General features: G+C 37.7%; 21 protein-coding genes and 1 pseudogene. 16 read left to right on the forward strand and 6 right to left on the reverse strand.

The genetic code is table 11. The annotated features are described in order from the left end of the window. Positions 1 to 3: 3 nt before the first annotated feature. Entirely contained in the window at positions 4 to 1,653 is a 1,650-nt protein-coding gene (locus tag D1094_RS01610) for an inorganic triphosphatase (protein ID WP_118958322.1), read from the reverse strand. 142 nt (positions 1,654 to 1,795) lie between these two features. Here D1094_RS01610 and D1094_RS01615 point away from each other — a divergent pair, with 142 nt between their 5' ends. The 9 genes from D1094_RS01615 to leuD all read left to right on the forward strand — a co-directional run bounded on the left by D1094_RS01615 (position 1,796) and on the right by leuD (position 11,739). Beyond that, a complete protein-coding gene (locus D1094_RS01615) occupies positions 1,796 to 2,407 on the forward strand; it encodes a TIGR04211 family SH3 domain-containing protein (protein ID WP_118958323.1) in 612 nt (203 codons plus the stop codon). A 35-nt stretch (positions 2,408 to 2,442) separates the two neighbouring features. Then, positions 2,443 to 3,540 (forward strand): glycosyltransferase family 4 protein, encoded by a 1,098-nt coding sequence (locus tag D1094_RS01620; RefSeq protein WP_118958324.1) that lies wholly within the window; start codon positions 2,443 to 2,445, stop codon positions 3,538 to 3,540. Positions 3,541 to 3,647: 107 nt separating this feature from the next. Then, positions 3,648 to 5,090, forward strand: a complete 1,443-nt coding sequence (locus tag D1094_RS01625) for a capsule assembly Wzi family protein (RefSeq protein ID WP_182440068.1) — start codon at positions 3,648 to 3,650, stop codon at positions 5,088 to 5,090. Positions 5,091 to 5,119: 29 nt separating this feature from the next. After that, positions 5,120 to 5,515, forward strand: a complete 396-nt coding sequence (locus D1094_RS01630; protein ID WP_118958326.1) for an adenylyltransferase/cytidyltransferase family protein — start codon at positions 5,120 to 5,122, stop codon at positions 5,513 to 5,515. A 32-nt stretch (positions 5,516 to 5,547) separates the two neighbouring features. After that, on the forward strand, positions 5,548 to 6,591 hold the full coding sequence (locus D1094_RS01635) for a CDP-glycerol glycerophosphotransferase family protein (RefSeq protein WP_118958327.1): 1,044 nt from the start codon (positions 5,548 to 5,550) through the stop codon (positions 6,589 to 6,591). A gap of 352 nt (positions 6,592 to 6,943) precedes the next feature. Next, positions 6,944 to 8,518 (forward strand): 2-isopropylmalate synthase, encoded by a 1,575-nt coding sequence (leuA, locus tag D1094_RS01640; protein ID WP_118958328.1) that lies wholly within the window; start codon positions 6,944 to 6,946, stop codon positions 8,516 to 8,518. Between the two features lie 64 nt (positions 8,519 to 8,582). Then, positions 8,583 to 9,704, forward strand: a complete 1,122-nt coding sequence (gene leuB, locus D1094_RS01645; RefSeq protein WP_118958329.1) for a 3-isopropylmalate dehydrogenase — start codon at positions 8,583 to 8,585, stop codon at positions 9,702 to 9,704. A gap of 2 nt (positions 9,705 to 9,706) precedes the next feature. Continuing rightward, a complete protein-coding gene (gene leuC / locus D1094_RS01650; RefSeq protein ID WP_118958330.1) occupies positions 9,707 to 11,122 on the forward strand; it encodes a 3-isopropylmalate dehydratase large subunit in 1,416 nt (471 codons plus the stop codon). A gap of 20 nt (positions 11,123 to 11,142) precedes the next feature. Continuing rightward, positions 11,143 to 11,739, forward strand: a complete 597-nt coding sequence (gene leuD / locus D1094_RS01655; RefSeq protein WP_118958331.1) for a 3-isopropylmalate dehydratase small subunit — start codon at positions 11,143 to 11,145, stop codon at positions 11,737 to 11,739. 71 nt (positions 11,740 to 11,810) lie between these two features. On the opposite strand, the gene D1094_RS01660 is transcribed toward leuD, so the two are convergent. After that, a complete protein-coding gene (locus tag D1094_RS01660) occupies positions 11,811 to 13,448 on the reverse strand; it encodes an AAA family ATPase (RefSeq protein WP_118958687.1) in 1,638 nt (545 codons plus the stop codon). 124 nt (positions 13,449 to 13,572) lie between these two features. Between D1094_RS01660 and D1094_RS01665 the strand changes: the two genes are divergently transcribed. Next, positions 13,573 to 14,907, forward strand: a complete 1,335-nt coding sequence (locus D1094_RS01665) for a multifunctional CCA addition/repair protein (protein WP_118958332.1) — start codon at positions 13,573 to 13,575, stop codon at positions 14,905 to 14,907. Between the two features lie 118 nt (positions 14,908 to 15,025). Beyond that, positions 15,026 to 15,547, forward strand: a complete 522-nt coding sequence (locus D1094_RS01670; protein ID WP_118958333.1) for a hypothetical protein — start codon at positions 15,026 to 15,028, stop codon at positions 15,545 to 15,547. A gap of 311 nt (positions 15,548 to 15,858) precedes the next feature. Here D1094_RS01670 and D1094_RS01680 read toward each other — a convergent pair whose 3' ends face one another. From D1094_RS01680 to D1094_RS01690, 4 genes and pseudogenes are all read right to left on the reverse strand, one after another. Beyond that, the gene (locus tag D1094_RS01680; protein WP_118958335.1) at positions 15,859 to 16,467 is read right to left on the reverse strand and encodes an alpha-ketoglutarate-dependent dioxygenase AlkB; all 609 of its coding nucleotides are present in this window, start codon (positions 16,465 to 16,467) and stop codon (positions 15,859 to 15,861) included. A gap of 265 nt (positions 16,468 to 16,732) precedes the next feature. Then, the gene (locus D1094_RS01685) at positions 16,733 to 17,983 is read right to left on the reverse strand and encodes an ethylbenzene dehydrogenase-related protein (RefSeq protein WP_310648344.1); all 1,251 of its coding nucleotides are present in this window, start codon (positions 17,981 to 17,983) and stop codon (positions 16,733 to 16,735) included. Then, positions 17,972 to 18,523: pseudogene (locus D1094_RS19040) on the reverse strand (NapC/NirT family cytochrome c); the annotation flags it as partial. The gene D1094_RS01685 and the pseudogene D1094_RS19040, both read right to left, overlap by 12 nt. A gap of 226 nt (positions 18,524 to 18,749) precedes the next feature. Beyond that, positions 18,750 to 20,378 carry a cytochrome D1 domain-containing protein gene (locus tag D1094_RS01690; RefSeq protein ID WP_118958337.1) on the reverse strand — a complete coding sequence of 543 codons (1,629 nt, stop codon included), beginning with the start codon at positions 20,376 to 20,378 and terminating at the stop codon, positions 18,750 to 18,752. 391 nt (positions 20,379 to 20,769) lie between these two features. Here D1094_RS01690 and D1094_RS01695 point away from each other — a divergent pair, with 391 nt between their 5' ends. The 5 genes from D1094_RS01695 (at position 20,770) to D1094_RS01715 (ending at position 24,848) form a co-directional block, all read left to right on the forward strand. Then, positions 20,770 to 21,336: a bacteriohemerythrin gene (locus D1094_RS01695; protein WP_118958338.1), complete on the forward strand. Its 567-nt coding sequence runs from the start codon at positions 20,770 to 20,772 to the stop codon at positions 21,334 to 21,336. 305 nt (positions 21,337 to 21,641) lie between these two features. Further along, a complete protein-coding gene (locus D1094_RS01700; protein WP_220452510.1) occupies positions 21,642 to 22,034 on the forward strand; it encodes a cytochrome c in 393 nt (130 codons plus the stop codon). 33 nt (positions 22,035 to 22,067) lie between these two features. After that, positions 22,068 to 23,300, forward strand: a complete 1,233-nt coding sequence (locus D1094_RS01705) for a cytochrome D1 domain-containing protein (RefSeq protein WP_118958339.1) — start codon at positions 22,068 to 22,070, stop codon at positions 23,298 to 23,300. A gap of 2 nt (positions 23,301 to 23,302) precedes the next feature. Continuing rightward, positions 23,303 to 24,385, forward strand: coding sequence for an Lrp/AsnC family transcriptional regulator (locus tag D1094_RS01710; RefSeq protein ID WP_118958340.1), 1,083 nt, complete (start codon positions 23,303 to 23,305; stop codon positions 24,383 to 24,385). Then, the gene (locus D1094_RS01715) at positions 24,378 to 24,848 is read left to right on the forward strand and encodes an Lrp/AsnC family transcriptional regulator (protein WP_118958341.1); all 471 of its coding nucleotides are present in this window, start codon (positions 24,378 to 24,380) and stop codon (positions 24,846 to 24,848) included. The genes D1094_RS01710 and D1094_RS01715 overlap by 8 nt, the downstream gene beginning before the upstream one ends. Positions 24,849 to 24,854 lie beyond the last annotated feature (6 nt).

The raw sequence follows: 24,854 nt of genomic DNA on the forward strand, positions 1-24,854 counted from the left end.
ACATTAACCTTGCCAATATGGTGTGATTGACAAGGCGTTTTCCTTCGATTGCTCTATTGCTTCAAGTAAGTTATCCACCTTAGCAGTCAACCAGCTGGCTAATTTTTCTTGTTTAACGGGCAAAATATCTAACTGTTGCTGAAGTAAGTACAATGTTTGCAATTCACTAATACCTTGCTTTACATCTAACCAAGCAAGACGATAAATTTTTTGTTTTTCAGAAAGTAACGAACTACTTCCCTCATTATTATAAAGTGAAATAAACCAACTACCGGTTAATAAACTACGAATCAGTAATGGGTATATTGCCAAATAATCTTGACTGGTTAAGGTGTCTCCATTGGCTAATAATGCAACTTCTGCTTTTAACTCATTCAGTGCTTTTGATAAGCCACCTTGAGCAAAATCTCTAAGCGCTAGTGTTGAATCATGCCCTTCTTTCTCAGAGGTTATAATAATCTTCTTTTCTAAAATAAGATTTAACAAAGACAGTTGTAGTCGGTTGCTTCGTTCACTCATCAATAAGGTCAACATCTGTTGAATATTAGGGTATCGCTTTCGTTCTAACTTTAACTTTTTAATTAAGGCTTCACTATGATCTATTTTTTTTCGATAAACACCAGATTTTGTCGTAAGTTCTTTTAAGTGTTTGGCATTGTCAACCCAATGAGTTGCACGAATAAAATAACTTAACTCATCTCTAACTTTCACTGCCTCTGGTGACAAGTGCTGTTCAAAAAGCCAAAAACCTTGTCTTAATAGAACAAATAATTCATTCAGTTTACTCAACACTTTTAAAGAAGGTCGTTCAACATATAAATTAATTTGTTGTTGTAACTTCTCCAGTGAAAATTCAATACCATGGTAAAAAGCAGCTGATATTGTATTAATCTCTTTCATCGGTATGATTTCTAAAGACTCAAAATGATTGTTTTCATTAATTAACAGCCCTTTTTTTAGAGCTAACTTATCATTATTAGATTGCACGCCACTTTCTGAAAGTTTTGCCGCTAAACGATAACCTCGTGCTGCTTTACTTAATAATCCTGAGCGCATCAAAACTTGGCTCATCAGCAGTTTTGCAGTATCCATCAGCACGTATGTTTCGCCTTGCTGAAGCTCTAATTCTAATTCATTAATACGTTCTGATTCTTCAAAGCCATCACAACTTATTTCTCCTTGATCATAAGCCAATTCAATAACAGCACCTTGCACATTAATCAACCATGTTGTACGGGTGAAATGTGTATTAAATACACTAATGACGTTATTTTGTAACTCTTTAACATTAATATTTTGAGGCCAAACTTCGTCAGGAAAAAGTGATAAATCTACCTGCTTATTTTCAATATCAACATTATATTCCGGCCTTTTATGCAAACCACCAATCACTTGACCAGAGGTTTTAATGGTTTGTTCATATCGACACTGAGTACCATTATGTTGAATTCCTCTTACTCGTAAGCCTATGTCCATTTTTCGAAAGGCCAAATCATTGGTATCCATATAACAGTTCGTCAAGGTTTTCTTTTGGCAGGTATAATTAATATTGTTATCTGACAATAACTTAGAAATAACATTGGTAAGATTATTACCTTGCTCATTCGCTTCATCATTTAACAATAAATACTTTAATTCTATTTCTGTGCTCATTTCGCTTTAAAAATGTGAGTGATAACCACTACAGCATACCTTGTGCTTAAGAAGATACCAAGCGAATCATTTAACTTGCCAACTAAGTGACAAACACATAATATCTTGTCTTTAATGGTTTATTTTATTACTTGGTAGTTTCATGAAAAACGTTGTTAGAATTCTTACGTGTCTATTTATATCACTTTCAGCAACTGTGTTGGTTCAAGCTGAAGAGCTCGAGTCAATAGAAACTGTTCAATCTGGCTTTATTTCAGATGACTTAACCATATTTATGCATGCAGGCCCTGGCACAAATTACCGTATTTTAGGTACAATTATCGCCGGAACCCAAATTCAAGTAACCGGGAACAGCGATAAAGGTTACAGCGAAATTATCGATGATAAAAATAGAACCACATGGGTTGAGTCAAAATATATTACCGATAAACCAGGCTTACGATTTGTTGTTGCAGAATTAAATGAGAAAATAACCAGCGGTCAAGAATTTTCTAGCCAACTTGACGGCGAAGTTAATGCATTAAAAGCAACTATTGTCGATTTAGAAACACAAAATGCCACTTTAACGAAAGAAACCGCCCAATTAGAAAGAACCCTTAATAACACGCAAAGTAAATTAAAAGACCAAGATACTAATATCCAAAAACAATGGTTTTATATGGGAGCAATGGTATTAGGTATAGGTTTGCTTCTTGGCTTAATTCTTCCTAAATTGTTTGGCCGCCGCAAGAGTTCTCTTGATAGCTGGCAATAATTAACATCGTTTTATTTTAAAAAGAAACTATCCAAATGAAAATATTGGTTATTCCCAATCGAGGGCGTTCCTATAATGCTGTTCGTCCAGAAGCTGAGTGCTATATTAGCCTTGCTCAAGCAGGACATGATGTCACGGTAATGACCTGTGATAGTAACGCGTATTTTGATGAATATAAAAAAGCACCGCTTAAACTTGTTGAATTAAACTCTTTAAAAAAATATAGCTGGGTGGTTATTAAGCAAGTTCATCAGTATATCAAAAAGCATAATATTGATATTGTCTATGCTACTGAATCAAATGGCATTCCTAATGCCGCTTTTGGTTGTATTGGCACTAAAGCAAAAATGATCGCTTATCGTGGCACAACAGGTGGAATGTATAAAACCGATCCCAGTAATTATTTATGTACATTACATCCTCGTATTAATGGTTACATTGGCGTATCAAACGCAGTAACAAAAACAATTAAAGAAAAAGTCCGTACTGGTATCAAAAATACAGTACAAACCATTTATAAAGGGCACAGTCTATGTTGGTATCAAGATAAGCCTACAGAGTTATCAAGCTTAAGCCCTAAGCTTGAACCCGAAAACAACAAATTCACGGTTCTTTGTATTGGTAGCCCTCGACCTTATAAAGGCATGCATTATATGTTAGATGCAATGAAAGAATTAAACGATCTAACTGACTTACACCTAGTACTAGTAGGGGATAATTTTGATTGTGAACCTTATGCTTCTCAGGTAACGGCAACAGGAATGGCTGAACAAATTATCCAAACAGGTTTTAGAAGTGATGTGCCACAAATAGCTGCGGCTTGTGATGTGTTAATACTACCTTCAGAAAGAGAAGGTCTACCTAGGGTTGTACTTGAATCGTTAGCTAATGCTACTCCTGTCATTACCTCTGCCAATGAAGGTGCAATGGAGATTATTGAAGAAGGACAGAATGGTTATATTGTACCTATTGGAGATGGCAAAGCTATCGCTGATAAAATTAGGTTTTTATATAATAATCCAGCTATCAAAAAGCAATTATCAGAGGGTGCTGTTGATACAATAAAAACGAAAATGTCTCATGAAGAAACCGTAAAACAAATGGCTGCTTTTTTTCAAAGAATACTTTCGTAGATAAACAAGCAAAGTGAAAAAAGTACTTGTTAAGCAATTGTAACGGCTCTGGTAATTACTCGCTATGCTAGGTAAAATAGCTTTTTTTTCTTGTAGTGATTGCTAGTTTGTTAAACATTTCCAAAATTACTTTTTTCCTGTGCGTTGCTTTATTTAGCTTCAATGGTTTTACCAAAGGCCCTTCACCTTATTTACCTTTAAAAGTAGAACCATTAATAGAGCTTGAGTTACATCGATTAGCGACAGTCGCTAAACTTCCTATATTAACCAAGCCTTATCATGCTGCAACGATTAATAATTACTTAAGTACTATTCAAGATAGCCACCCACAACTTTATATGCGTATTAATAAATACTTAAAACGTTATAAAAAAGAAGCCTCTTTAACCCACGCTTCGGTTCAATTGAACTATGCGAATAAAGATAATATTGTCTTACCGAATCAACGTGGGCAAATGGCAGATGCTAACTATCAAGCAAACTTTAGTGGCTTTTGGCAAGCAAGTCAGTATCTCATCATTAATACGGGAGCAATGTATTATGAGAATGGTGATTATCTTCGAAATAGCAGCTTTATTTCATTTGGCGCTGACGTATTTCAGGTTGATATCGGCTATCGAGAGCATTGGATGTCGCCTTTTCAAGAAAGCGCAACCCTCTTATCAACGCAAGCCAAGCCACCACTTAGTGTTACGTTAAGTAATTATAATTTATTCACCGATTACAAGATCAAGTATGAAGTATCTCTAGGTTTATTAGACGAGCAAGATGATATTAAATTTGGCCGAGAAACCCCCTCAGTTTCTGGCGAACCAGCGTTACTTACTATGCACTTAAGTGCGCAGCCTTTTTCTTGGTGGACCATAGGGTTTAACCGTACCTTTATGTTTGCTGGTGGTGAGAAAAGCATTAGTTTGAAGGATATTTGGAACGCAATCATTGATCCCGTAAATAATGACAACTGTGGCGGCGATGGTACTGACTTACAAGATTGTAGCCAAGAGTTTGGCAACCAACAGGCATCAATTACCAATAAGTTTGACCTTAACTTTTTTAATACACCTTTTAGTTTCTATTATGAATATGCTGGGGAAGATACCAATAACTATACCAATTATAAGTTAGCTAACTTAGCGAATAGCTTTGGCCTATTTTTACCTTATATTAATGAATCTATGTCTTTAAACATGGAGTTCACTACTTTTCAAAGTCATTGGTATAACCATCATATTTATGGTGAAGGATATAGTAATGATAATATAAGAATGGGACACTGGTGGGGTACAAGAAAAGGCGCTAAAGATCTTGTAGGTGGTGAGGCTGGCAGTATTCGCTTAGACTGGAATAATAGCAACGATTCACAAATATCATTTCTTTATCGCAGTGCTAATTTTAACGATTCAAAATATGCTGATTATGAACTTTCTCATGAGTTAGAAATTAATTACAGTAAAATTCTTTGGTCAAACTTCTTAGGATTAAAATTGTATTTAGGCAAAAACAATAACGGTGAGAAGTTTGTTCAAACAGGCATATCTTATACTTGGTAAGTAATGCTTATTAGACAAGGACACTTTTTATGAGAGTAATTACCTTTGGCACCTACGACATTTTTCATGTTGGCCATGTAAATATTATTGAAAGAGCTAAATTGCATGGCGATCACCTCATTGTTGGGGTTTCATCAGACAAATTGAATATTGCTAAAAAAGGCCGTCCTCCAGTTTATTCTGAAGATGACCGCCAACACATTATTCGTTCTTTAAGATGTGTTGACGATGTGTTTTTAGAAGAGTCACTTGAACTAAAAGCAGAGTATATTAAATACTATAACGCTGATATCCTAGTGATGGGTGATGATTGGGAAGGTAAATTTGATCATTTAAATGATATTTGCCAAGTGATTTATTTACCAAGAACGCCTTCGATCTCGACAACAGAAATTATTGAAGTTGTTAAGACTAAACGTACATAAGCTAACTAATCTTATATAGCGAATACCATCCTATGAGTTCAAAACGTTATTTATTTTACATTGCCCATAATTACTCATTTGAGATATTACGCCCGTTGCAACAAGCTATTTTAGCTCAGGGCGACCAAGTAAAGTGGCTAGCCATTGGCAAAGAGGTAACGTTAAGTTTCTTTAAAGCTGACGAAGAGGTTTTACCTACCATTGATGATGCAAGAATGTATAACCCTGATGCAACTTTTGCCCCAGGAAATGAAATACCAAACTTCATTCCAGGTTATAAGGTTCAAGTTTTTCATGGTTTAGAGTGGAAAAAGAAAGGTCATTTTATTATACGTGACTTTTTTGATCTCTATTGCACTCACGGGCCTGCAACCACATCTCGATTCCAACAATTGGCAAATAAGCACGGTTATTTTGATGTTGTTGAAACTGGCTGGCCCAAGCTAGACTACTTATTTACAACCCAAGCAATGCCTCTTAAAAAAGAGCTAGCTAAGCAAGAGAAGAAAATAATATTATATGCTCCAACATTCTCTCCAGCATTAACTTCTGCTCCAGAATTATTCGATGAAATCAAGCGAATTAGCCAAGAAGAAAATCATCACTGGTTAATTAAATTTCACCCTAAAATGGCTAAAGAGTGGTGTGATAAATACCAAACGTTAGTTTCAGAAAATGTTGAGATAATTAATAGCTCAAGCATTAATGAATTATTACAAACTGCCGATATTATGTTGTCCGATACCTCTTCAGTTATTGGTGAATTCTCTTTATTGAACAAACCTACTGTTAGCTTAAATAATAAAGAACCCGGTGATTACTTAATCAACATCCAAAAAGCAGAGGAGTTATCAAGTGCTTTAGCACTGGCTTTTCATCCTTCAGAAGAATTAAAAGCAGCAATTAAAGTCTACGCTGACGACTTACACCCATATCATGACGGTAAAGCAGCTCAACGGATTTTAACGGCAACTGAATCATTAATTAATCAAGGTAGCCAAGCTAAAAAAAACAAACCTTTAAATTTATTTCGTAATCTTAAGCAACGTAAAAAGCTTAATTATTGGCGTCCCTAGAATAGAAAATATCGACTCGAAATCATTGTTATAACCAAAGCTTCAATTTTTGTTATTTTTTTCATTTGACATAGTTAGAGTAAATGCGTTATTAATATACACATAAAATGAATAAAGAAAAAAATTATACAATTTTTAGTAACTAAGTAAGTAACATGACACCAACTATTAAGCACATTATTCTTAACCTCCTCCTCGCATTACCAATGCGCGGCTCGGTTAATCATGCTTAATTATTATACTTACTAAACAAAGCAGAATTTAATAAGAACCCGCGCTAACCTCCGCGGGTTTTTTATGTCCGCACGATTAGCACAACAATAAAAAATACATTGAAATAAAGGACAAAAAGATGAGTGCAGCACAAGCAGGTAAAGATCAGGTCATTATTTTTGATACGACTTTAAGAGATGGCGAACAAGCGTTAAACGCCAGCCTTTCAGTACATGAAAAGTTACAAATAGCTCAAGCAATTGAACGTCTTGGTGTTGATGTAATGGAGGTCGGCTTTCCTGTTTCTTCCCCCGGTGACTTTGAATCGGTACAACAAATAGCACGTACCATTAAAAATGCTAGAGTATGTGGTTTAGCGCGTGCAATGGAAGGTGATATTGATGCTTGTGCACAAGCCTTAAAAGTTGCAGAACAATTCAGAATACATACCTTTATTTCAACCTCTGATGTTCATGTTCAGCAGAAATTACGTAAAGATTTTAGTGATGTAGAAGCCATGGCTATACATGCAGTAAAATACGCAAGAAAGTTCACTGACGATGTTGAGTTCTCTTGTGAAGATGCCGGTCGTACGCCAATCGATAACTTATGCCGAATGGTAGAAGGTGCTATTAAAGCAGGGGCAACAACGGTAAACATTCCAGATACAGTTGGTTATACTTTACCGTTTGAATTTCAAGGTATTATTACTGACTTATTTAACCGTGTTCCTAATATAGATCAAGCCATCATTTCCGTGCATTGTCATAACGACTTAGGTTTAGCCGTCGCTAACTCAATGGCTGCAGTACAAGCAGGCGCACGTCAAATTGAATGTACCGTTAATGGTATTGGTGAACGTGCTGGTAACTGTTCATTAGAAGAAGTTGCCATGATAATGAAAACCCGTGAAGCTTTATTAGGGGTTAATACCAACATTAATCATCAAGAAATTGCCAGAACCTCAAAATTGGTTAGCACCATCTGTAATATGCCAGTGCAATTAAATAAAGCCATAGTTGGCGGCAATGCCTTTAGCCACTCTTCAGGTATTCACCAAGACGGCATGTTAAAAGCAAGCAACACTTATGAAATTATGACACCTGAAAGTGTCGGTATAGCGAAAACAAAACTGAACTTAACCTCACGCAGTGGGCGTCATGTTATTAAACATCGTATGGAAAGTTTAGGTTATCAAGAAAGCGACTATAACATTGAACAGCTATACGCTAATTTCTTAGCACTAGCCGATAAAAAAGGCCAAGTGTTCGATGATGATTTAGAAGCGTTGCTGTTTAATATACAGCAGCAAGATCAACAAGATCACTACCAATTAGCGCGATTAAATGTGCAATGTGGTGATGGTGAATTTGCAACAGCAAGCATCAAGTTATTAGCAGGCGAAGACAGTAATACCATACATTCTGCCACAGGTAATGGCCCTGTCGATGCTTTATATCAAGCAATTAAACAAGCGGTCGATGTTGAGTTTGAGGTTAGCGATTATAAAATTTCAAATAAAGGCTCAGGTGAAGATGGCTTAGGACAGGCTGATTTAGTCATCACTTGGCAAGGCAGAAACTTCCATGGTTATGGTTTAGCTACCGATGTTATTGAAGCATCAGGTCAAGCACTTATCCATGCATTAAATAGTATTCATAGAGCAATCACAATTGCCGATATTAAGTCTGCTAGACAAGAGCAGCATGGTTAATGAGGCATAGTTTAAAGATAAGATGCCCACAAAAATTTAAAAAATAAAAGGTTAGATAAATATCATGTCGAACATAGCAATTTTAGCCGGTGATGGAATCGGCCCAGAAGTTATGGTTGAAGCAAAAAAAGTGCTTTCAGCCGTTGCAGACAAATTTAATTTTGAAATAACAACCCAAGACTATGATGTAGGTGGCGCAGCCATTGACAATCATGGTAACGCTTTACCTGAATCAACTATGGCAGGCTGTATCGCCAGTGATGCTATTTTATTTGGTTCAGTCGGAGGCCCTAAATGGGCAAACTTGCCACCAACCGAACAACCAGAGCGCTGCGCGCTATTAGGTTTACGTGGGCATTTTGATTTGTTTTGTAATATGCGACCTGCAACATTACAGCCAGCACTTTCAAGCCTTTCTACTTTACGTAGTGATATTTCTGAGCAGGGGTTTGATGTATTAGTGATTCGTGAATTAACTGGCGATATATACTTTGGTGAGCCCAAAGGTCGACGTGGTAAAGGCGAAGAAGAAACAGGTTTTGATTCAATGTTTTACTCGCGCCGAGAAGTAAAGCGAATTGCACACTTAGCTTTCAAAGCAGCACAAAAACGCAATAACAAAGTCACCTCTGTTGATAAAGCTAACGTATTAGCAACAAGCCAACTTTGGCGCCAAGTAGTTGAAGAAGTTGCCGTTGAATATCCTGATGTGAGTTATGAGCATTTATACGTAGATAATGCGGCAATGCAACTGGTTCGTGACCCTAATCAATTTGACGTTTTACTGTGCCCTAACCTATTCGGTGATATCTTATCAGACATTTGCGCCATGATTACCGGTAGCATGGGCTTATTGCCTTCTGCAAGCTTAAACGCAGACGGTTTTGGCATGTATGAGCCTGCTGGCGGAAGCGCGCCAGATATCGCTGGAAAAGGCATAGCCAACCCTATAGCGCAAATTTTATCTGCCGCATTAATGTTACGTTATAGCTTAAATCAAGGCGCAGCTGCTACAGCAATTGAAAATGCTGTTGCCGCTTCTTTAGATAATGGCATATTAACTGCCGATTTATTATCAAGTGATAAAAGATCTCAAGCTAAAACAACCAGTGAAGTTGGTGATTATATTTGCCAACAAATCTTACAACAAAGCACTCAACCACACACAACAGCACAGGAGGCATAATCATGGCAAATGGCTTAACAATGTATGAAAAATTATGGCAAAACCATTTAGTTGAAGATAAAGCAGGTGAAACACCACTGCTTTATGTCGATAGACATTTAATTCATGAAGTAACGTCTCCACAAGCTTTTGCCAACTTGCGCTTTCAAAACCGCCCTGTAAGGCACCCAGAACGTACTATTGCAACAATGGATCACAATATTTCAACGCGCTCTATTGAAATAAATGCCGCAGGTGAAGGCGCAGCAAACCAATTACGTGCGTTAGAAAAGAACTGTAAAGAGTTCGGTATTAAACTTTTTGGCATGGGTCATAAAAACCAAGGTATTGTTCATGTAATGGGGCCTGAGCTTGGCTTAACATTACCCGGTACTATCATTGTTTGTGGTGACTCACATACTGCAACACATGGTGCATTTGGCGCATTAGCCTTTGGTATTGGCACCTCAGAAGTAGAGCATGTTTTTGCAACCCAAACTCTACGTCAAAACAAAGCTAAGACCATGAAAATTGAAGTAAAAGGTCAAGTCGGTGCAGGCATTAGCGCTAAAGATATCGTTTTAGCCATTATTGGCAAAACTGGCAGCGCTGGTGCTACTGGCTATGTAGTTGAGTATTGTGGTGAAGCGATTGAAGCTTTGAGCATGGAAGAGCGCATGACCGTGTGTAACATGAGTATTGAATTTGGTGCTAAAGCGGGCTTAATTGCGCCTGATAAAACCACGTTTGATTATGTAGAAGGCAAAGAATACGCGCCAAAAGGTGAAGTATTTGCACAAGCGGTTGCAGATTGGAAACAATTAAAATCTGATGACGATGCAGTATTTGATTCTGTCATTACCCTTGAAGCGAAAGATATTAAAGCACAAGTCACTTGGGGAACCACACCAGGTCAAGTGATCAGTATTGATGGTGTAGTACCTGCTCCTGAAGATTTTTCTGACCCCATTGAAAAAGAATCTTGTGTTAATGCCCTTAAATATATGGATTTAACTGCTGGCACTAAAATCACTGATATATCAGTAAACAAAGTGTTTATTGGTTCATGTACTAACTCTCGTATTGAAGATTTACGCGCAGCAGCTAATGTGGTAGAAAAATTTGTCGCAAAAGGCCATCAAGTAGTGAGCACCGTAGATGCCATCATAGTACCGGGCTCATACCGAGTAAAAGAACAAGCAGAAGACGAAGGCTTAGATCAAATATTTATGGACGCTGGTTTTGAATGGCGTTTACCTGGTTGTTCTATGTGTTTAGGTATGAACGACGATGTGCTGGGTGAAGGTGATCGCTGTGCATCAACTAGCAACCGTAACTTTGAAGGCCGTCAGGGTCGTGGCAGTCGCACGCATTTAGTTAGCCCTGAAATGGCAGCTGCTGCTGCATTAACAGGTCACTTCGTTGATTTAAACGCATAAGCAATAGGTAGAGAATAACAATGGAAAAATTTAACAAACATACAGGTTTAGTTGCACCATTAGATATTGCTAATGTCGATACTGACCAAATCATTCCCAAACAGTTTTTACAAAAAACTGAACGTGTTGGCTTTGGTGTGCATCTATTTCACGACAGTCGCTATTTAGACAGCGCAGGCAAAAAGCCAAATCCAGAGTTTGTATTGAACAAACCTCAATACCAAGGCGCTAGTATTTTACTTGCTAGAGAAAACTTTGGCTGCGGCTCTAGCCGTGAGCATGCCCCTTGGGCACTAGAAGAGTTTGGCTTTAAAGTAATTATTGCACCAAGTTTTGCTGACATATTCTATGGTAACTGTATTAACATTGGTTTATTACCGATTAAATTATCTGAAAATGAAATAGAGCAGTTATTTCAAAAATCAGCGCAAGGCGATTTAACATTAGACATTGATTTACCTAATAATACGGTAAGCTGTGGTGAATTAAGCTTTAGTTTCAGTTTAAGTAAATTCCAACAATACAGCCTTGAAGAAGGTGTTGATAGTGTGGGCTGGACATTAAACAAGCTTGATATTATTGAAGCCTTTGAAGCTAAAATGCCTGCTTGGCAGTAATTAATCATAAAAATGACTAATTAAGTATAAAAGGCCGTTACACATTAAGTTGTAACGGCTTTTCTTTATCACTACCAGTTAGTTAATGCTGGCAAACTAAACGTCTTGCCACGGTAAGTCAAAATCACTTTTTGTGGCAAAATGGCTTTAACACGCAGATCATCAGTGATCATATCACCCTCATAACGATCCCTACCATTTACCGTTACCCAACCTTCACCGTTTGAAGCATATATATGTTGTTCAAAATTCAAACGTGGCACGCCATTCTGTACCCAGTTAGGCATTTTAGTTAGCGGCTCTACATCAGCATTATTTAAAGTGTTTAATGACTCGCTTTTGTTTAGCTCACCTTCGGTTTCATTTATGGCTTCTTTGAATAAAGCAAGCAGTTCGGGTGAAACACCGTCAATATCATCAAGCTCGTTAGCTGTTGCAGCAAAATCAACAGGCTCTGATGTTTTCTTTTCACCGCCAATGACAAATTGTTCCGCTTGTTGTGAGGTGTTTGCTGTTTCTTGACTTAAAGAATGGTTTACCTTTTCAGTATCAGGCATTAAGTCATCGGGTGACTCTTCATGTTCAACTGCTGCTTGCTCTAATATTTGCTCTGTTTCTTGCCCCGATGAAAGCTCTACTTCACTAGCTTTTAAGGTAACAGTTTTTTCGAGCTCTGGCACAGCAACGTCTTTAATTTCATCAGATTGAGTAGTTACATTGCTTATATTAACCGCTGCTTTTGTTTCACCTGTGGTACTCGCCACGGTATTATTTACAATAGACTGTTGTTGATTATAATTTCCCCACCAAAAGCCAGCAACTAACACCGCAAACAAAGCCGCTGATGCTGCCGTAGCCTTAAGCCATAAAGATTTACTTTGGTGAGATTGTTGATGAAACTCATCACCTAACGCTTGCTGCGCAGCTTCAACAATTGTTTTCTTACTAACTAAGCTCTCATTTTTATTGTATGCCAGCATCAGTGCTTGATGACACAACAAGTTAATTATCCTTGGAATCCCCAAAGAAAATTGATGGATTTTAGTTATTGCGCTATCACTAAAAAGTGAACGATGACACTGCGCAACCGATAACCGATGATTTATATATTGTTTTAATTCTTGTTTTGTTAACGGTAGCAAATGATAACGTGCAGTTAACCGTTGCGCTAATTGCCTTAAATCTCGACGTTGTAATAACTGTTGCAGTTCAGGCTGACCAATTAAAATTACTTGTAATAGCTTCTTAGTATTTGTTTCTAAATTCGTTAATAACCTGAGTTGCTCTAATACTTCGGGGTCTAAATGCTGTGCTTCATCAATAATTAATAAGGTATTAATCTCTTGTTCGTGATTACTCAATAATTTTTCAGAAATTTTATCCGTGAGTGTTTTAACCGTTGCACCTGTTTTACGATATTTAATCTTCAATTGATCGCAAATGGTTGCTAACAGTTCTTGGCTAGATAATGTTGGGTTTAAAATAAACGCCACTTGCGTATTTTCTGGTAACTGTTCCATTAAACAACGGCTTACCGTGGTCTTACCCGTACCAACTTCTCCAGTTAATAAAGCAAAGCCGCCTGTTTCAGCTAAACCATAGGTAAGGTGTCCTAATGCTTCACGATGTCTTTCGCTCATGAACAAATATTTAGGATCAGGTGAGATAGAAAAAGGTAATTCGCTTAACGCGAAGAAATTACGATACATAACCAAAACTAGCAAAAATATTTCAATGGATAGAAATTACCTTGTTGTTAGTAAGATGTCTAATGAATTGTCTGCTGTGAATATGATAAACTGAAATACAAGCAGTACTAAAAGAGGTGAACTTTTGTTAACAGCCGACTCGAATAACCCAAATAGTGAAAATTCACAACACCGTCATTTATTAAACACTTATTTAGTAGGTGGCGCTGTGCGTGATAAATTATTAAATAGGCCTGTTAAAGATAAAGATCACTTAGTTGTCGGTGCCACAGTAGAGCAAATGCTTGCTTTAGGCTTTCAACAAGTCGGTAAAGACTTTCCTGTGTTTTTACACCCCAAAACAACAGAAGAATATGCTTTAGCGCGTACTGAACGTAAACAAGGTCATGGTTATACAGGATTTACATGCTACGCTGCACCTGATGTTACCATTGAAGAAGATTTGATCAGACGCGATTTAACCGTAAATGCAATGGCTATGGATGACAAAGGCCATATTATCGATCCTTATCATGGGCAACAAGATCTTGAAAACCGAATACTGCGCCATGTCAGTGATGCTTTTGTTGAAGACCCTCTTCGTGTCTTAAGAGTGGCTCGCTTTGCTGCGAGATATCACCAATACGGCTTTACTATTGCCGATGAAACATTAGCCTTAATGAGTCAGATTAGCCTCAGTGGTGAGTTGAGTACGCTAAGTGCAGAACGCATATGGCAAGAAATGCAGCGTAGTTTAGCTGAAGATAACCCAGAAGTTTTCTTTGAGACGTTATTAAAGTGTCATGCATTAAAAGCCCTTTGGCCTGAGCTGCATAGCTTATGGGGCGTACCTAACCCTGAAAAATGGCACCCTGAAATATGCAGTGGCGTACATACTATGATGGTGCTTCAGCAAGCAGTACGTTTAACCAATGAATCAGATAACACTTCTATTAAACAAAACTCAACTATCATTCGTTTTGCAGCACTTTGTCACGACTTAGGTAAAGGGTTAACACCAGGTAATAAGTGGCCAAGTCATCATGGTCATGAAAAAGCGGGTCTACCGCTGGTCGAAAAGATTTGTCAGCAACTAAAAATACCTAATCAGTACAAACAACTTGCCTTGAAAGTCTGCGAATATCATTTGCATAGCCACAAAGCCTTTGAATTAAAAGCCTCTACCATACTAAAAATGCTTAACCATCTTGATGCGTGGCGTAAACCTGAGGAATTCGATGCGTTTATTATGACCTGTAAAGCTGACTTTTTAGGTAGATTACATTTTGAAAACCGCCCTTACCCACAAGAGCAGTTTTTATTAGCAGTGATGCGAGCAGCATCAGCTGTTAACGCGAAAGAGTTTGTTGAGCAAGGGTTAAAAGGTATTGAAATTAAAAGTGCTATTGCTAAAGCAAGGCTCATTGCAATTGAAAATGTTCAACGTAGTTTTTATCAAATGGCTACCGACATAGGTTAAGGTTAAGATTAAACAAAAAGCTAAGTAGCAATTTATTGCGTTTAGTTTACAAACAACAACATCCTTTTTCATGACTCTAGTTACACTATAACCAGAGTTAGAAACCGAGGATACAACAATGACCATTCCAACAATTACTTCAACCAGCAGTAGTCAATATTACCCTAGCGATAACCGCGAACATCAGTTTTTGACTAAGATGCATCATTCTGAAAATACGGTCAACGGTAATCATTTATCCCCTGAACAAAAAAATAACGGAGAAGAAGTTTTCACTGATAAACATGTTGAACTCGTTGAAAACATAAAATCAAACTACCAAGTTGCAAAAGATATTACCTTAACTCAAGCTTATTATGAACAGCAGCAAAAGCTATTAGATATCTATTTGCAATCAAGTCAAGAAGACGCTCAACACTCTGAAAAGTTTAATGCTGTAGGTACACTAACCGATATGTATTCGTTAATGTTAGATTTACATAAGCGAATAACAGATCCTAGTGATGACATGCCTTCTATTGGCCAGCCTATGCCATATAATTCCTCTGATAATTTTCTTCATGAAAAACAAAATCAGCTTGATTTATATAACCAAACATCACGTCAATCAAAAGAAAGCTATTTGCACTTAAGTGCTTAATGAGTTTTCGTATGTATAAAATGATAGTGTTGCTTTAATGATTTTATAATTCTTAGTTCAACTTGTAAGCATTGAGGCAACCAAATCCATAATGTTAATGCGATGATGTAAGCTGTATTCGCATCCCAAAAGAGTCCAATTAAACTAACTACGTATATTACTGCGCGATTCAAATACAATAAATAACAGCGCTGTCTTGATGTTGTCATAACAATTACCCTTACTGCACTTATTTAGCAGCAATTTGATACTTGTTAATACAAAAGCATAAATTGAGCCAAAATAATTTAATCAGCCTAAACAGGTAACTATCACTTTACGATCGTTCTAAAGGTTAAGTTTATCCGAGGATCCGTCACTTTTTTGCTCGGTGGTAATCGGTGCAGCCAATGCTGCTGTGTTGTTCCTTTCATCACTAACAAACTGCCATGCTTTAGCATTAGCGCAACCACCTGCTTACTCTCTTTATGCTTAAAGGCAAATTTTCGTTCTGCGCCTAACGTCAAAGACGCAATAGCACCTTCCTTTTTGAGATCTTTTTCACCATCACTATGCCAAGCCATGCCTTCTTCACCACTATGGTAAAGGTTTGCTAGGCATGAGTTGTAACGTTCACCCGTTTTTTCTTCGACTAATCCTTTAAGCATTAACAATTGCTTAGTCCAAGGTTCAGCCTGCTTCGTTATTTGTGAATAAGTATATTGGAAAGGAAAATCTCCAAACCAAGCCACTTTGCGTTTGGTTGAAATAAGTTTTCCCATGATAACCGCTTGATCATGTTGCCAAGGCAAGCTATTGAATAGCTGTTCAAATGATTTTTCAGCCTCTAAATAATCCATTACCTCACCATAATAATGCACGATCCCGTCACGGGGTAATATATTGAGTGGTGTGATTAGTTCTTGTGAAAACAAATCCATTATTGAGTGCCATATACTGCTTATTAACCTCAACGTGGGTTAATGAATGTTTAAATAAAAATAAACTCAATTTTTCAACGAGTTACTTTTAACTTAGGGCGCGTTGCTTTTGCATAATTGAGATTTATACGAATTATTCTACTCTAGAGTTTAACAATCATAAATAAAAAAACTCAGTAAACGAATGGGAGTTCATTTACTGAGTTTAGTACATTAAATGCCTGATTTTTTTATAGACTAGCGGTTTAAGCTGGCCTCAAGCAATTTATTGTTTAGTCGCATTAACTTCTGCTTCATCATTATCAAGAGCTAATTTATAACCAAATGATACATGATGATAACGAGCACTTGAGTAGTCGTCATGAATAGCAAAACCAAAGTTGTAAACTTTACCTGCTTCTATGCTTACGTCACCTGGCTTGTCAGATTTAAGCTTACGCTTAACAACCACAGACCACGTGCCACCTTTCAATGAAGCTTCAACTTCAGCACCTTGACCACCATGCATATCACGTTGAGCTAAAATTTGACCATCTTCAACGGTTTTAGTACCTGATTTGTAGCGAACTAAATCCATATATTGGTTAGCATCTTGCGCTGCTTTAATCTCATCATCGCCTTTAAGCTTATCCCAGCCACCTAGTGCTTTACCGCGGCGACCTTTAAGTTCAAGCTCTGTACGAGACTCTTTCACGTATTTAGTTACACCTGAATTAAAGTCTAAACGTGCAGCTAAATCACTACCTTTTAGCGTATCTAATGCTGGAGCAAATGGCATTGTATTCGCATCAGCATGACACGTACCCCAACAACCTGCTCTATCAGCATACTCAGCATCATCAGTTGCAAGCATAAAGGCTAACTTCATTGGATTTTCAGGGTCCATTTTGCCACCATCAACAAAAGGCACTGGCGCATGTTCTCCCTCAGCCCAACTAAAGCGAAGGTATAAGTTTTCTTCATCGTGCGTAGCATCAATAGTGACGTCAAAGCTACCACGTTTACCTGGAATCGGGTTTGGCTCTAAATCTTTTTCACTTTCACCTGAAACAATATTGTTACCAATGTCAGCAATTTCTTCACCGTGACATTCAATACAACGATCACCTTTGGTGAAGGCACGTTTACCGCCATGCTTGCGACCTAAGATCCACTCTAATGAAGCGGTACCTGGATAGAATACGCCAATATCCGCAGAATTAGCTTTTCCCCAGTCAACATTAATATTGCTTGCTGAGCTATCACCCGATGATTGAGCAGCTTCAGTTGCTCCGCCTGTTGTACCTGCATTGGCAAGCGCCTCTGCAACAGCATTAGCAATTTTCTCATCAACTTTGGCTTTCTCAGCCGCTTTTTGAGCTTTTAATTCAGCCGCAGCAGCAGCTTCTTTCGCTTCAACACGAGCTAAACCATCACGATACGCTTGAGGAATTTCACGAATATAATCTGGATTTGGTGCTTCAATCGCTTCTAATTGTTCATCAGTTAATTTGTCACGAACATTATGATGGGCTATGCCTTTATGACAATCGATACAGGTTTGTCCTGTTTCAAAAGCATTTAAATGCTGCTTACGTGCACGAGGTTTTTGGAATTCAGGGTTCATTGATTCAAAATTATGACAATTACGACATTCTCGAGAATCAGTATCTTTCATGGCTTTCCAAACGTTTTGCGCTAAATCGAAACGATGTTCTTCGAATTTTTCTTTCGTATCGATCTTGCCCGTCAACCAAAAGAATACTTCTCTTGATGCTTGAATTTTACGTACAATTTTATGAATCCAAGGTCTTGGTACGTGACAATCAGGGCAGCCTGCTCTCACACCAGTACGGTTTGAATAGTGAATAGTTGGTGTATATTCTTGATAAACATTGGCTTCCATCTCGTGACAGCCAATACAAAATTCTGTGGTGTTTGTGGCTTCCATTGCGGTGTTAAATCCACCCCAAAACATAATACCCACAACGAAAAAGATAACGGCACCGGCAACGGTAGTACCTAGTACAAGTCTGCGTGACCAGAAGCTAGGTTTTGTAAATGTGTTATTCGCCATAATGAACTCGTGATTGTTAATGTATAAGAATTAACGATTAATGATTAAAAGTCACTGTGCATGTTGTCAACCTTGACACAGCTAATACCCATTGCTTTAACCAATTTTTTGACAGCTTGTCTTAAGATTTTACATTCATCCTAAATGTAAAAGGGGCATGGCATCCGCCATGCCCTTTACTAGCAATAAAAGCCAACGGTAAACGTTGGCTTTGTAAACTTATTTACTAGGTTTTGTGGTTCGAACGGTTAAATACGTTGAACTTACCAGTAGGCGTAGTTAAACCTTTAATACGTGCTTTCTCTTTAAGAGTTTTTGCATCGTATACTACGATTTCACCTGTAGGATTCTTCGCATCAGTACGGTTCCAAACTGAAACCCAAACTTCTGTACCATCATCGTTGAATTCCATGTGAAGAGCTGCTTTACCTTCTTCTTCAGTTACACGGATAGTTTTAACGATTTCACGAGTTTTCTTATCGAAAACTTGTACTGATTGTTGTACTTCTGGCTCTGGGTGCTTAAGTTGGTCAGCCCATACGTAGTCTGAAGTCTCATGAGTACGGATGAATACACCTGCACCATCAGTTTCAACTTCGTAACAAAGTTTCCAAGCTTGATCAGGGTGATTGATTGGATCATTACCCCAAACTGAAACTAAGCCAACACCTAAGTGAGTAGTACCACCAACTGGACCACATTTTTCATCAATCCAGTTAGCACCTGGACCTGGATGAGGTAAGCTATCAACGTCAATCATTTTCTCAAGCTTGCCGTCTTTAGTATCTACTACAACCATTTTGTTTGATGCGTTAGCAGCAATTTGGAAGTAACGACCTGAAGGGTCGAAGAAACCATCATGTAAGAATTCAGCCGATTCAATTGCAGTGATGTTTAAGTTATCTAAATCAGTGTAATCAACTTGTAGCATCTTACCTGTTTCTTTAACCGCAACGATGAAAGCAGATTCGTTTGGTGCAGTGTAAATAGCGGCAACACGTGCTTCGTTGATGAATTCGCCTTTGGTGTTATAACCACGCGTTGAAACAACTTTAAGTGGGTTTAACGTATCAGCATCCATAATAACGAAATGAGCAGGCCAGTAACCACCAGCAATTACGTATTTGCCGTCACCAGAAACAGCGATATCACGTGCGTCATATGCCATTTTAGTTTCAGCAACTAACATGTTTTCAGGTTTTTGCCATAAATCGATTTTGTTAACTTTACCGTCACGACCAATGGTGTACCAAAAACGACCAACATCTTTTGCATGATCTTTCTTGTGATGCTCAGTACCTTTAATTACGTGTACGGCGTAACCAGTATCAATGTGAGTGATGATTTTCTTAGTATCGCCATCAATTATTGCGGCTTTACCAGCATCACGCTCGATAACTACGAAAAAGTTTTTCCAGTTTAAACCGTGTAATGGCTTAGTTGGGTAATCTTTTAACGCAACAAATTGTTTAGTGTGCGAGCGCATTTGCTCTAAAGACATTTCTGGTGGAACTGGTGGCGTCATTTGGATGAACGTTGCTAAGTTAGCAATTTCTTTTTTACTGAATAAATCATCGAAGTTATTCATGCCACCTTCAGTACCTAAAGAAATAATTTTCTCTAAGCGCTTTTGACCTTTCTTAAGCATGTTTTTTGGTTCAAGGTTTTTACCTGTTGCACCTTTACGTAAAACACCATGACAACCTGCACAGCGTTGGAAGTAGTGTAATTGTGCTTTTTCAAAATCAGCTTCAGATAAAGTAGGCTCAGCAGCAGATACTGACATACTTATACCCGTAGCAGCCATACCAATTGCTAGTCCTAGTGCTGAAAGACCATATTTTACTTTTTTCATCGGTTACTCTCCAGATGTTATTTTAAGTGCTTTTACAAGTAGTTTTATTTTTAAACCACCTGTTTTTAATGTTTATATCAGCAGATTTAAGAACCTTTTTCTAAGTCAGCTGATATAAGCATTAAACGAGACAGAATTGGAAAAGTTACCTAAGCTCTAAAAGTAACAAAATACCAACTTTGTGTAAGTAATTGTAACTATCAATCAAATTGGCTTTTAATAACCTGATTCAGATCAAGTTTAAAAAAAAATAACTATTAATGACTGCACAACTTGATCAAGGTCAATAAATAACGGTTTTTAAATGAAAATAATTAACATGCAAAGTATTTAACGCCATTATTAACGTGATCTCAGATCAATTAACCAAAATTTTATTAAGGTCTTGTTTATGAACAACCGTACCAAATCTTTACTTTATGCTGCCGTGATTGGCCTCATCATCGTTGCAATATTTTTAGGCTTTCTATCAAGCTTGACGAATCCGATCTCTTGGATCCTTATTGCTGTCCTTATAATGATCCCGTTGATTAATAAAAAATCAGAAGGAAAAAACCAGATAGAGTGGAAAGAAGAATATAGCGTAGGCATTAAGCATATCGATCAAGATCATCAAAAATTGATCACTTTACTTAATCAATTCAGCATTGCTTATGATTACGCCATGAGCGAAACATTCGAAAAAGAAGCGCTAGACGAACTTGTAAGCTATACCAAATATCATTTTGAACGCGAAGAAAAGCTAATGAGTGAAAATAACTACCCTGATTTTGACGCACATAAAGTACAACATGAAAAAATGATTGCTGAAGTAGAAAGCTTTGTTAGTCTCTATCAAGAGAAAGGTCATGATTCATTAAATGAAATTGTCGATTTCTTAAAAGGCTGGCTTATTAATCACATTAACGGTACGGATAAACAATATACTGAGCATTTACATCAACGTGGCATTAATTAAAAAAATCCGTTAACGTTTTACTAAACAAAATGTTTATAGGGCTTGTTGCTCAATCTCAGTGAAGTTTTATTCACGATAAAAGGGTTAATGTCACATTAACCCTTTTTTTGTCTTGAATAATCACGCCAATTCAAGAGTTACCCCTTGCACTTTAATTCATTTCAAAAAACAACAAAATATCGATTATGTGATTTATATCAAAAAACAACCCCGATTAATTCTCAAACCATGATCTTTAACAAAAAATCACAGTAAGTGAAGTGTTAATATTTTTTCAAGCAAAAATTATGTTTGGAAATAGAATAATGAAACCCACATCAAGCAAACCGATAAGAAAAATATTATCGTTAGTCGCTATTGCTAGCGTGGCTATGTCGCAATTACTCATGGTGTTGCCAAGTGTTGCCAAAGATACCAAAGTGGATGATTCATTATCAGAAGATCGTAAACAAGCCCTAACTCATATTGTTAAACAAGATTGTGGCTCATGCCATGGCATGACACTTAAAGGAGGTTTAGGTCCTGCTTTGTTACCTGAAAACCTCGAAGGTAAAACAGTCCCTTTCTTGCAATACACCATATTACATGGCCGAACTAGCACCGCTATGCCGCCATGGAAAAGCCTATTAACAGAAAAAGAAGCCCTTTGGATTGCCGAACAATTGAAAGAAGGCAAAGTTGCTGAGTCTCAGCATTAACTATTCTGCGTCATTATTAATCAAGGATAAAACATGAAAAAAGCCTTTCTCCACATAACTAGCGCATTGATATTAGGTAGTGCTTTAACGGCGTGTGTAAACACTGTAGAACAAAATACTCCATTACGCTCTACGGGCGATATGGGCGTAATTATCGAACGTGCAACAGGCCAAGTGCAAATAGTCAATCACACCAATAAAACAGTATTAAGTGAAGTAGATGGTTTAGGTGACTTATCTCATGCTTCAATTGTTTACTCTCGTGATCAACGTTATGCCTACGTATTTGGCCGCGATGGTGGCTTAACCAAGATTGATATTTTAAAAGACAAAATTGATAACCGCGTTATTCAATCAGGTAATAGCATCGGTGGTGCTATTAGCCAAGATGGTAAGCTTGTTGCAGTTTCAAATTACACACCAGGTGGCGTTAAGGTTTTTGACAGCGAAACCTTAGAAACCGTTGCCGTTATCGATAGCACCATCCTTAAAGGCAAGCCACTAAATAAAGATGGCAGCCAAGTGCGTTCAAAAGTAGTTGGCTTAGTAGATGCTCCTAACAATCGCTTTATTTTCAGCTTATTTGATAGTCATGAAATTTGGGTCGCAGACTTCTCTGGCCGTGAAGCCGGTGAAGAAATGAAACTCACCAAGTTTACTGATATTGGTTACTTTCCTTACGATGCACTTATTAGCCCAGACGGTCGTTATTATATTGCCGGTTTATTTGGTGAAGACGGTATGGCCTTACTTGATTTATGGCACATAGAAAAAGGTGTTACCCGCATATTAAGTGATTATGGCAAAGGTGATAAAAAGTTACCTGTTTATAAAATGCCTCACTTAGAAGGTTGGGCAATGGCTGGTGACTACGCGTTTATGCCCGCAGTTGGTCAACATAAAGTACTGGTAGTCAATACCAAAACTTGGCAGCAAGTTGCTGAAATCCCAGCACATAGCCAACCTATTTTCGTTATGGCTCAACCTGATAATCGTCAAATTTGGGTGAACTTTGCCTACCCTGACAATAATACTATTCAAGTATTTAATACCGAAACCTTTGAACTTGTTAACACATTAACGCCAGGTCCTGCGGTATTACATATGGAATTTACCCCAAGAGGTGAACATGTATGGATGTCAGTAAGAGACAGTAATGAAATACATGTCTATGACACCAAGACACAAGCGTTAATTAAAACAATGCCGTCAAAAAGCCCAAGTGGCATTTTCTTTACTAATCGCGCTCATCAAATTGGACTTTAATTATGGCTATACATCAATCGGTACCACTTGATTTAAAAAGCAACAGCTTAATCAGCCAGTTACAACAAGACATTATTAATAACTTTCAACGCGGATTACCTTTGTGTGAAAAGCCTTATCAAGTGATGGCTGAAAAATTATCGACTCCAAAATGCACTTTCAGCGAAACGCAAATATTTGATGCGATTCAAGGCTTAGATGAATTAAATATCATTTCAAGAATAGGACCGGTATTTGATCACAAAAAAGCAGGCGCAAGCACACTCGCCGCAATCGCAGCACCACCAGAAGAGCTAGATAACGTTGCAAGTATCGTTAACCAATTCGAACAAGTAAACCACAATTATGGTCGTGAACATGATTACAACTTATGGTTTGTGGTTACCGCAAGTGATCTAGTTGCCTTAAATGAGACTATATCTCGCATAGAAGCATTAACAGGATACTCAGTTCTAGTTTTACCTATGGAAGCGTCTTATCATATTGATTTAGCATTTAGTATTAATATCACAGAACAGCATAGCGCTTTAGTTAATAGCAATCATTTAACCTCTGAACAAAACCTTGCTGAAAAAGCTAAGCTCAACAAATTAACGGAAACACAAAAGAGTCAGTTAAGAAACGGTATAGAGAAAGGCTTGCCAAAAGTGCTGGCTCCTTATGCCCAGCTTGCAGAACAAATTAGCGCAAGCGAGCAACAAGTTCACCAACAAATTGCACTTTGGCTTCAAGAAGGTTTAATTCGCCGCTTTGGCTTAGTTATAAAACATCGAAGCTTAGGCTTTGATGCAAACGCTATGGTGGTATGGGATGTACCAGCTGAAGAATTGGATAACATTGCTAATCGATTAGCGAAATGCCCAGAAGTGTCACTATGCTACCAGCGCCCTCGTCGTGAAGGCTGGCCTTATAATTTATTTTGTATGATTCATGGTAGAGACCGTGATGTCGTTCTTAAACAAATTAAACAACTTCGTGAATCACTGACATTAACCCATATTGAACATGACGTATTGTTTAGTTTTAAAGCCTATAAACAAAACGGTGCCAAATACGGTCGCTCAAAAGGACGTGCTCATGGATAATAAAAGAGAAGTCGCCGTATTATCTGACTTAGATAAAAAACTTATCAACTTATTGCAACATGGCTTACCTGTTTGTGAACGCCCATTTGCTGAAGTTGCTAAGCAAGTTGAGAGCACTGAAGAAGACGTTATCGCTCAATTAATTGACTTAAAAGAACGTAAAGTGCTATCTCGTTTTGGCCCAATGTTTGATGCCGTTTATCTCGGTGGTGCTTTCACCCTTGCCGCGCTTGCAGTACCTGAAGAAGACTTTGTAACAGTGACTGAACAAGTCAATAGTTTCGAACAAATAGCCCATAATTATCGACGTGATCATTACTACAACATGTGGTTTGTTATCGGCACCGAGTCAAAAGAAGAGATCGAGCAAGTGGTACAAGGCATTGAAGAAAAAACAGGTTTACACGTTTTAAATGTACCAAAATTACAAGAGTTTTTTGTTGGCTTATATTTGCCAGTTTAGTCATGG

This window comes from Colwellia sp. RSH04, from assembly GCF_003545765.1.
Lineage (GTDB): Bacteria > Pseudomonadota > Gammaproteobacteria > Enterobacterales > Alteromonadaceae > Colwellia.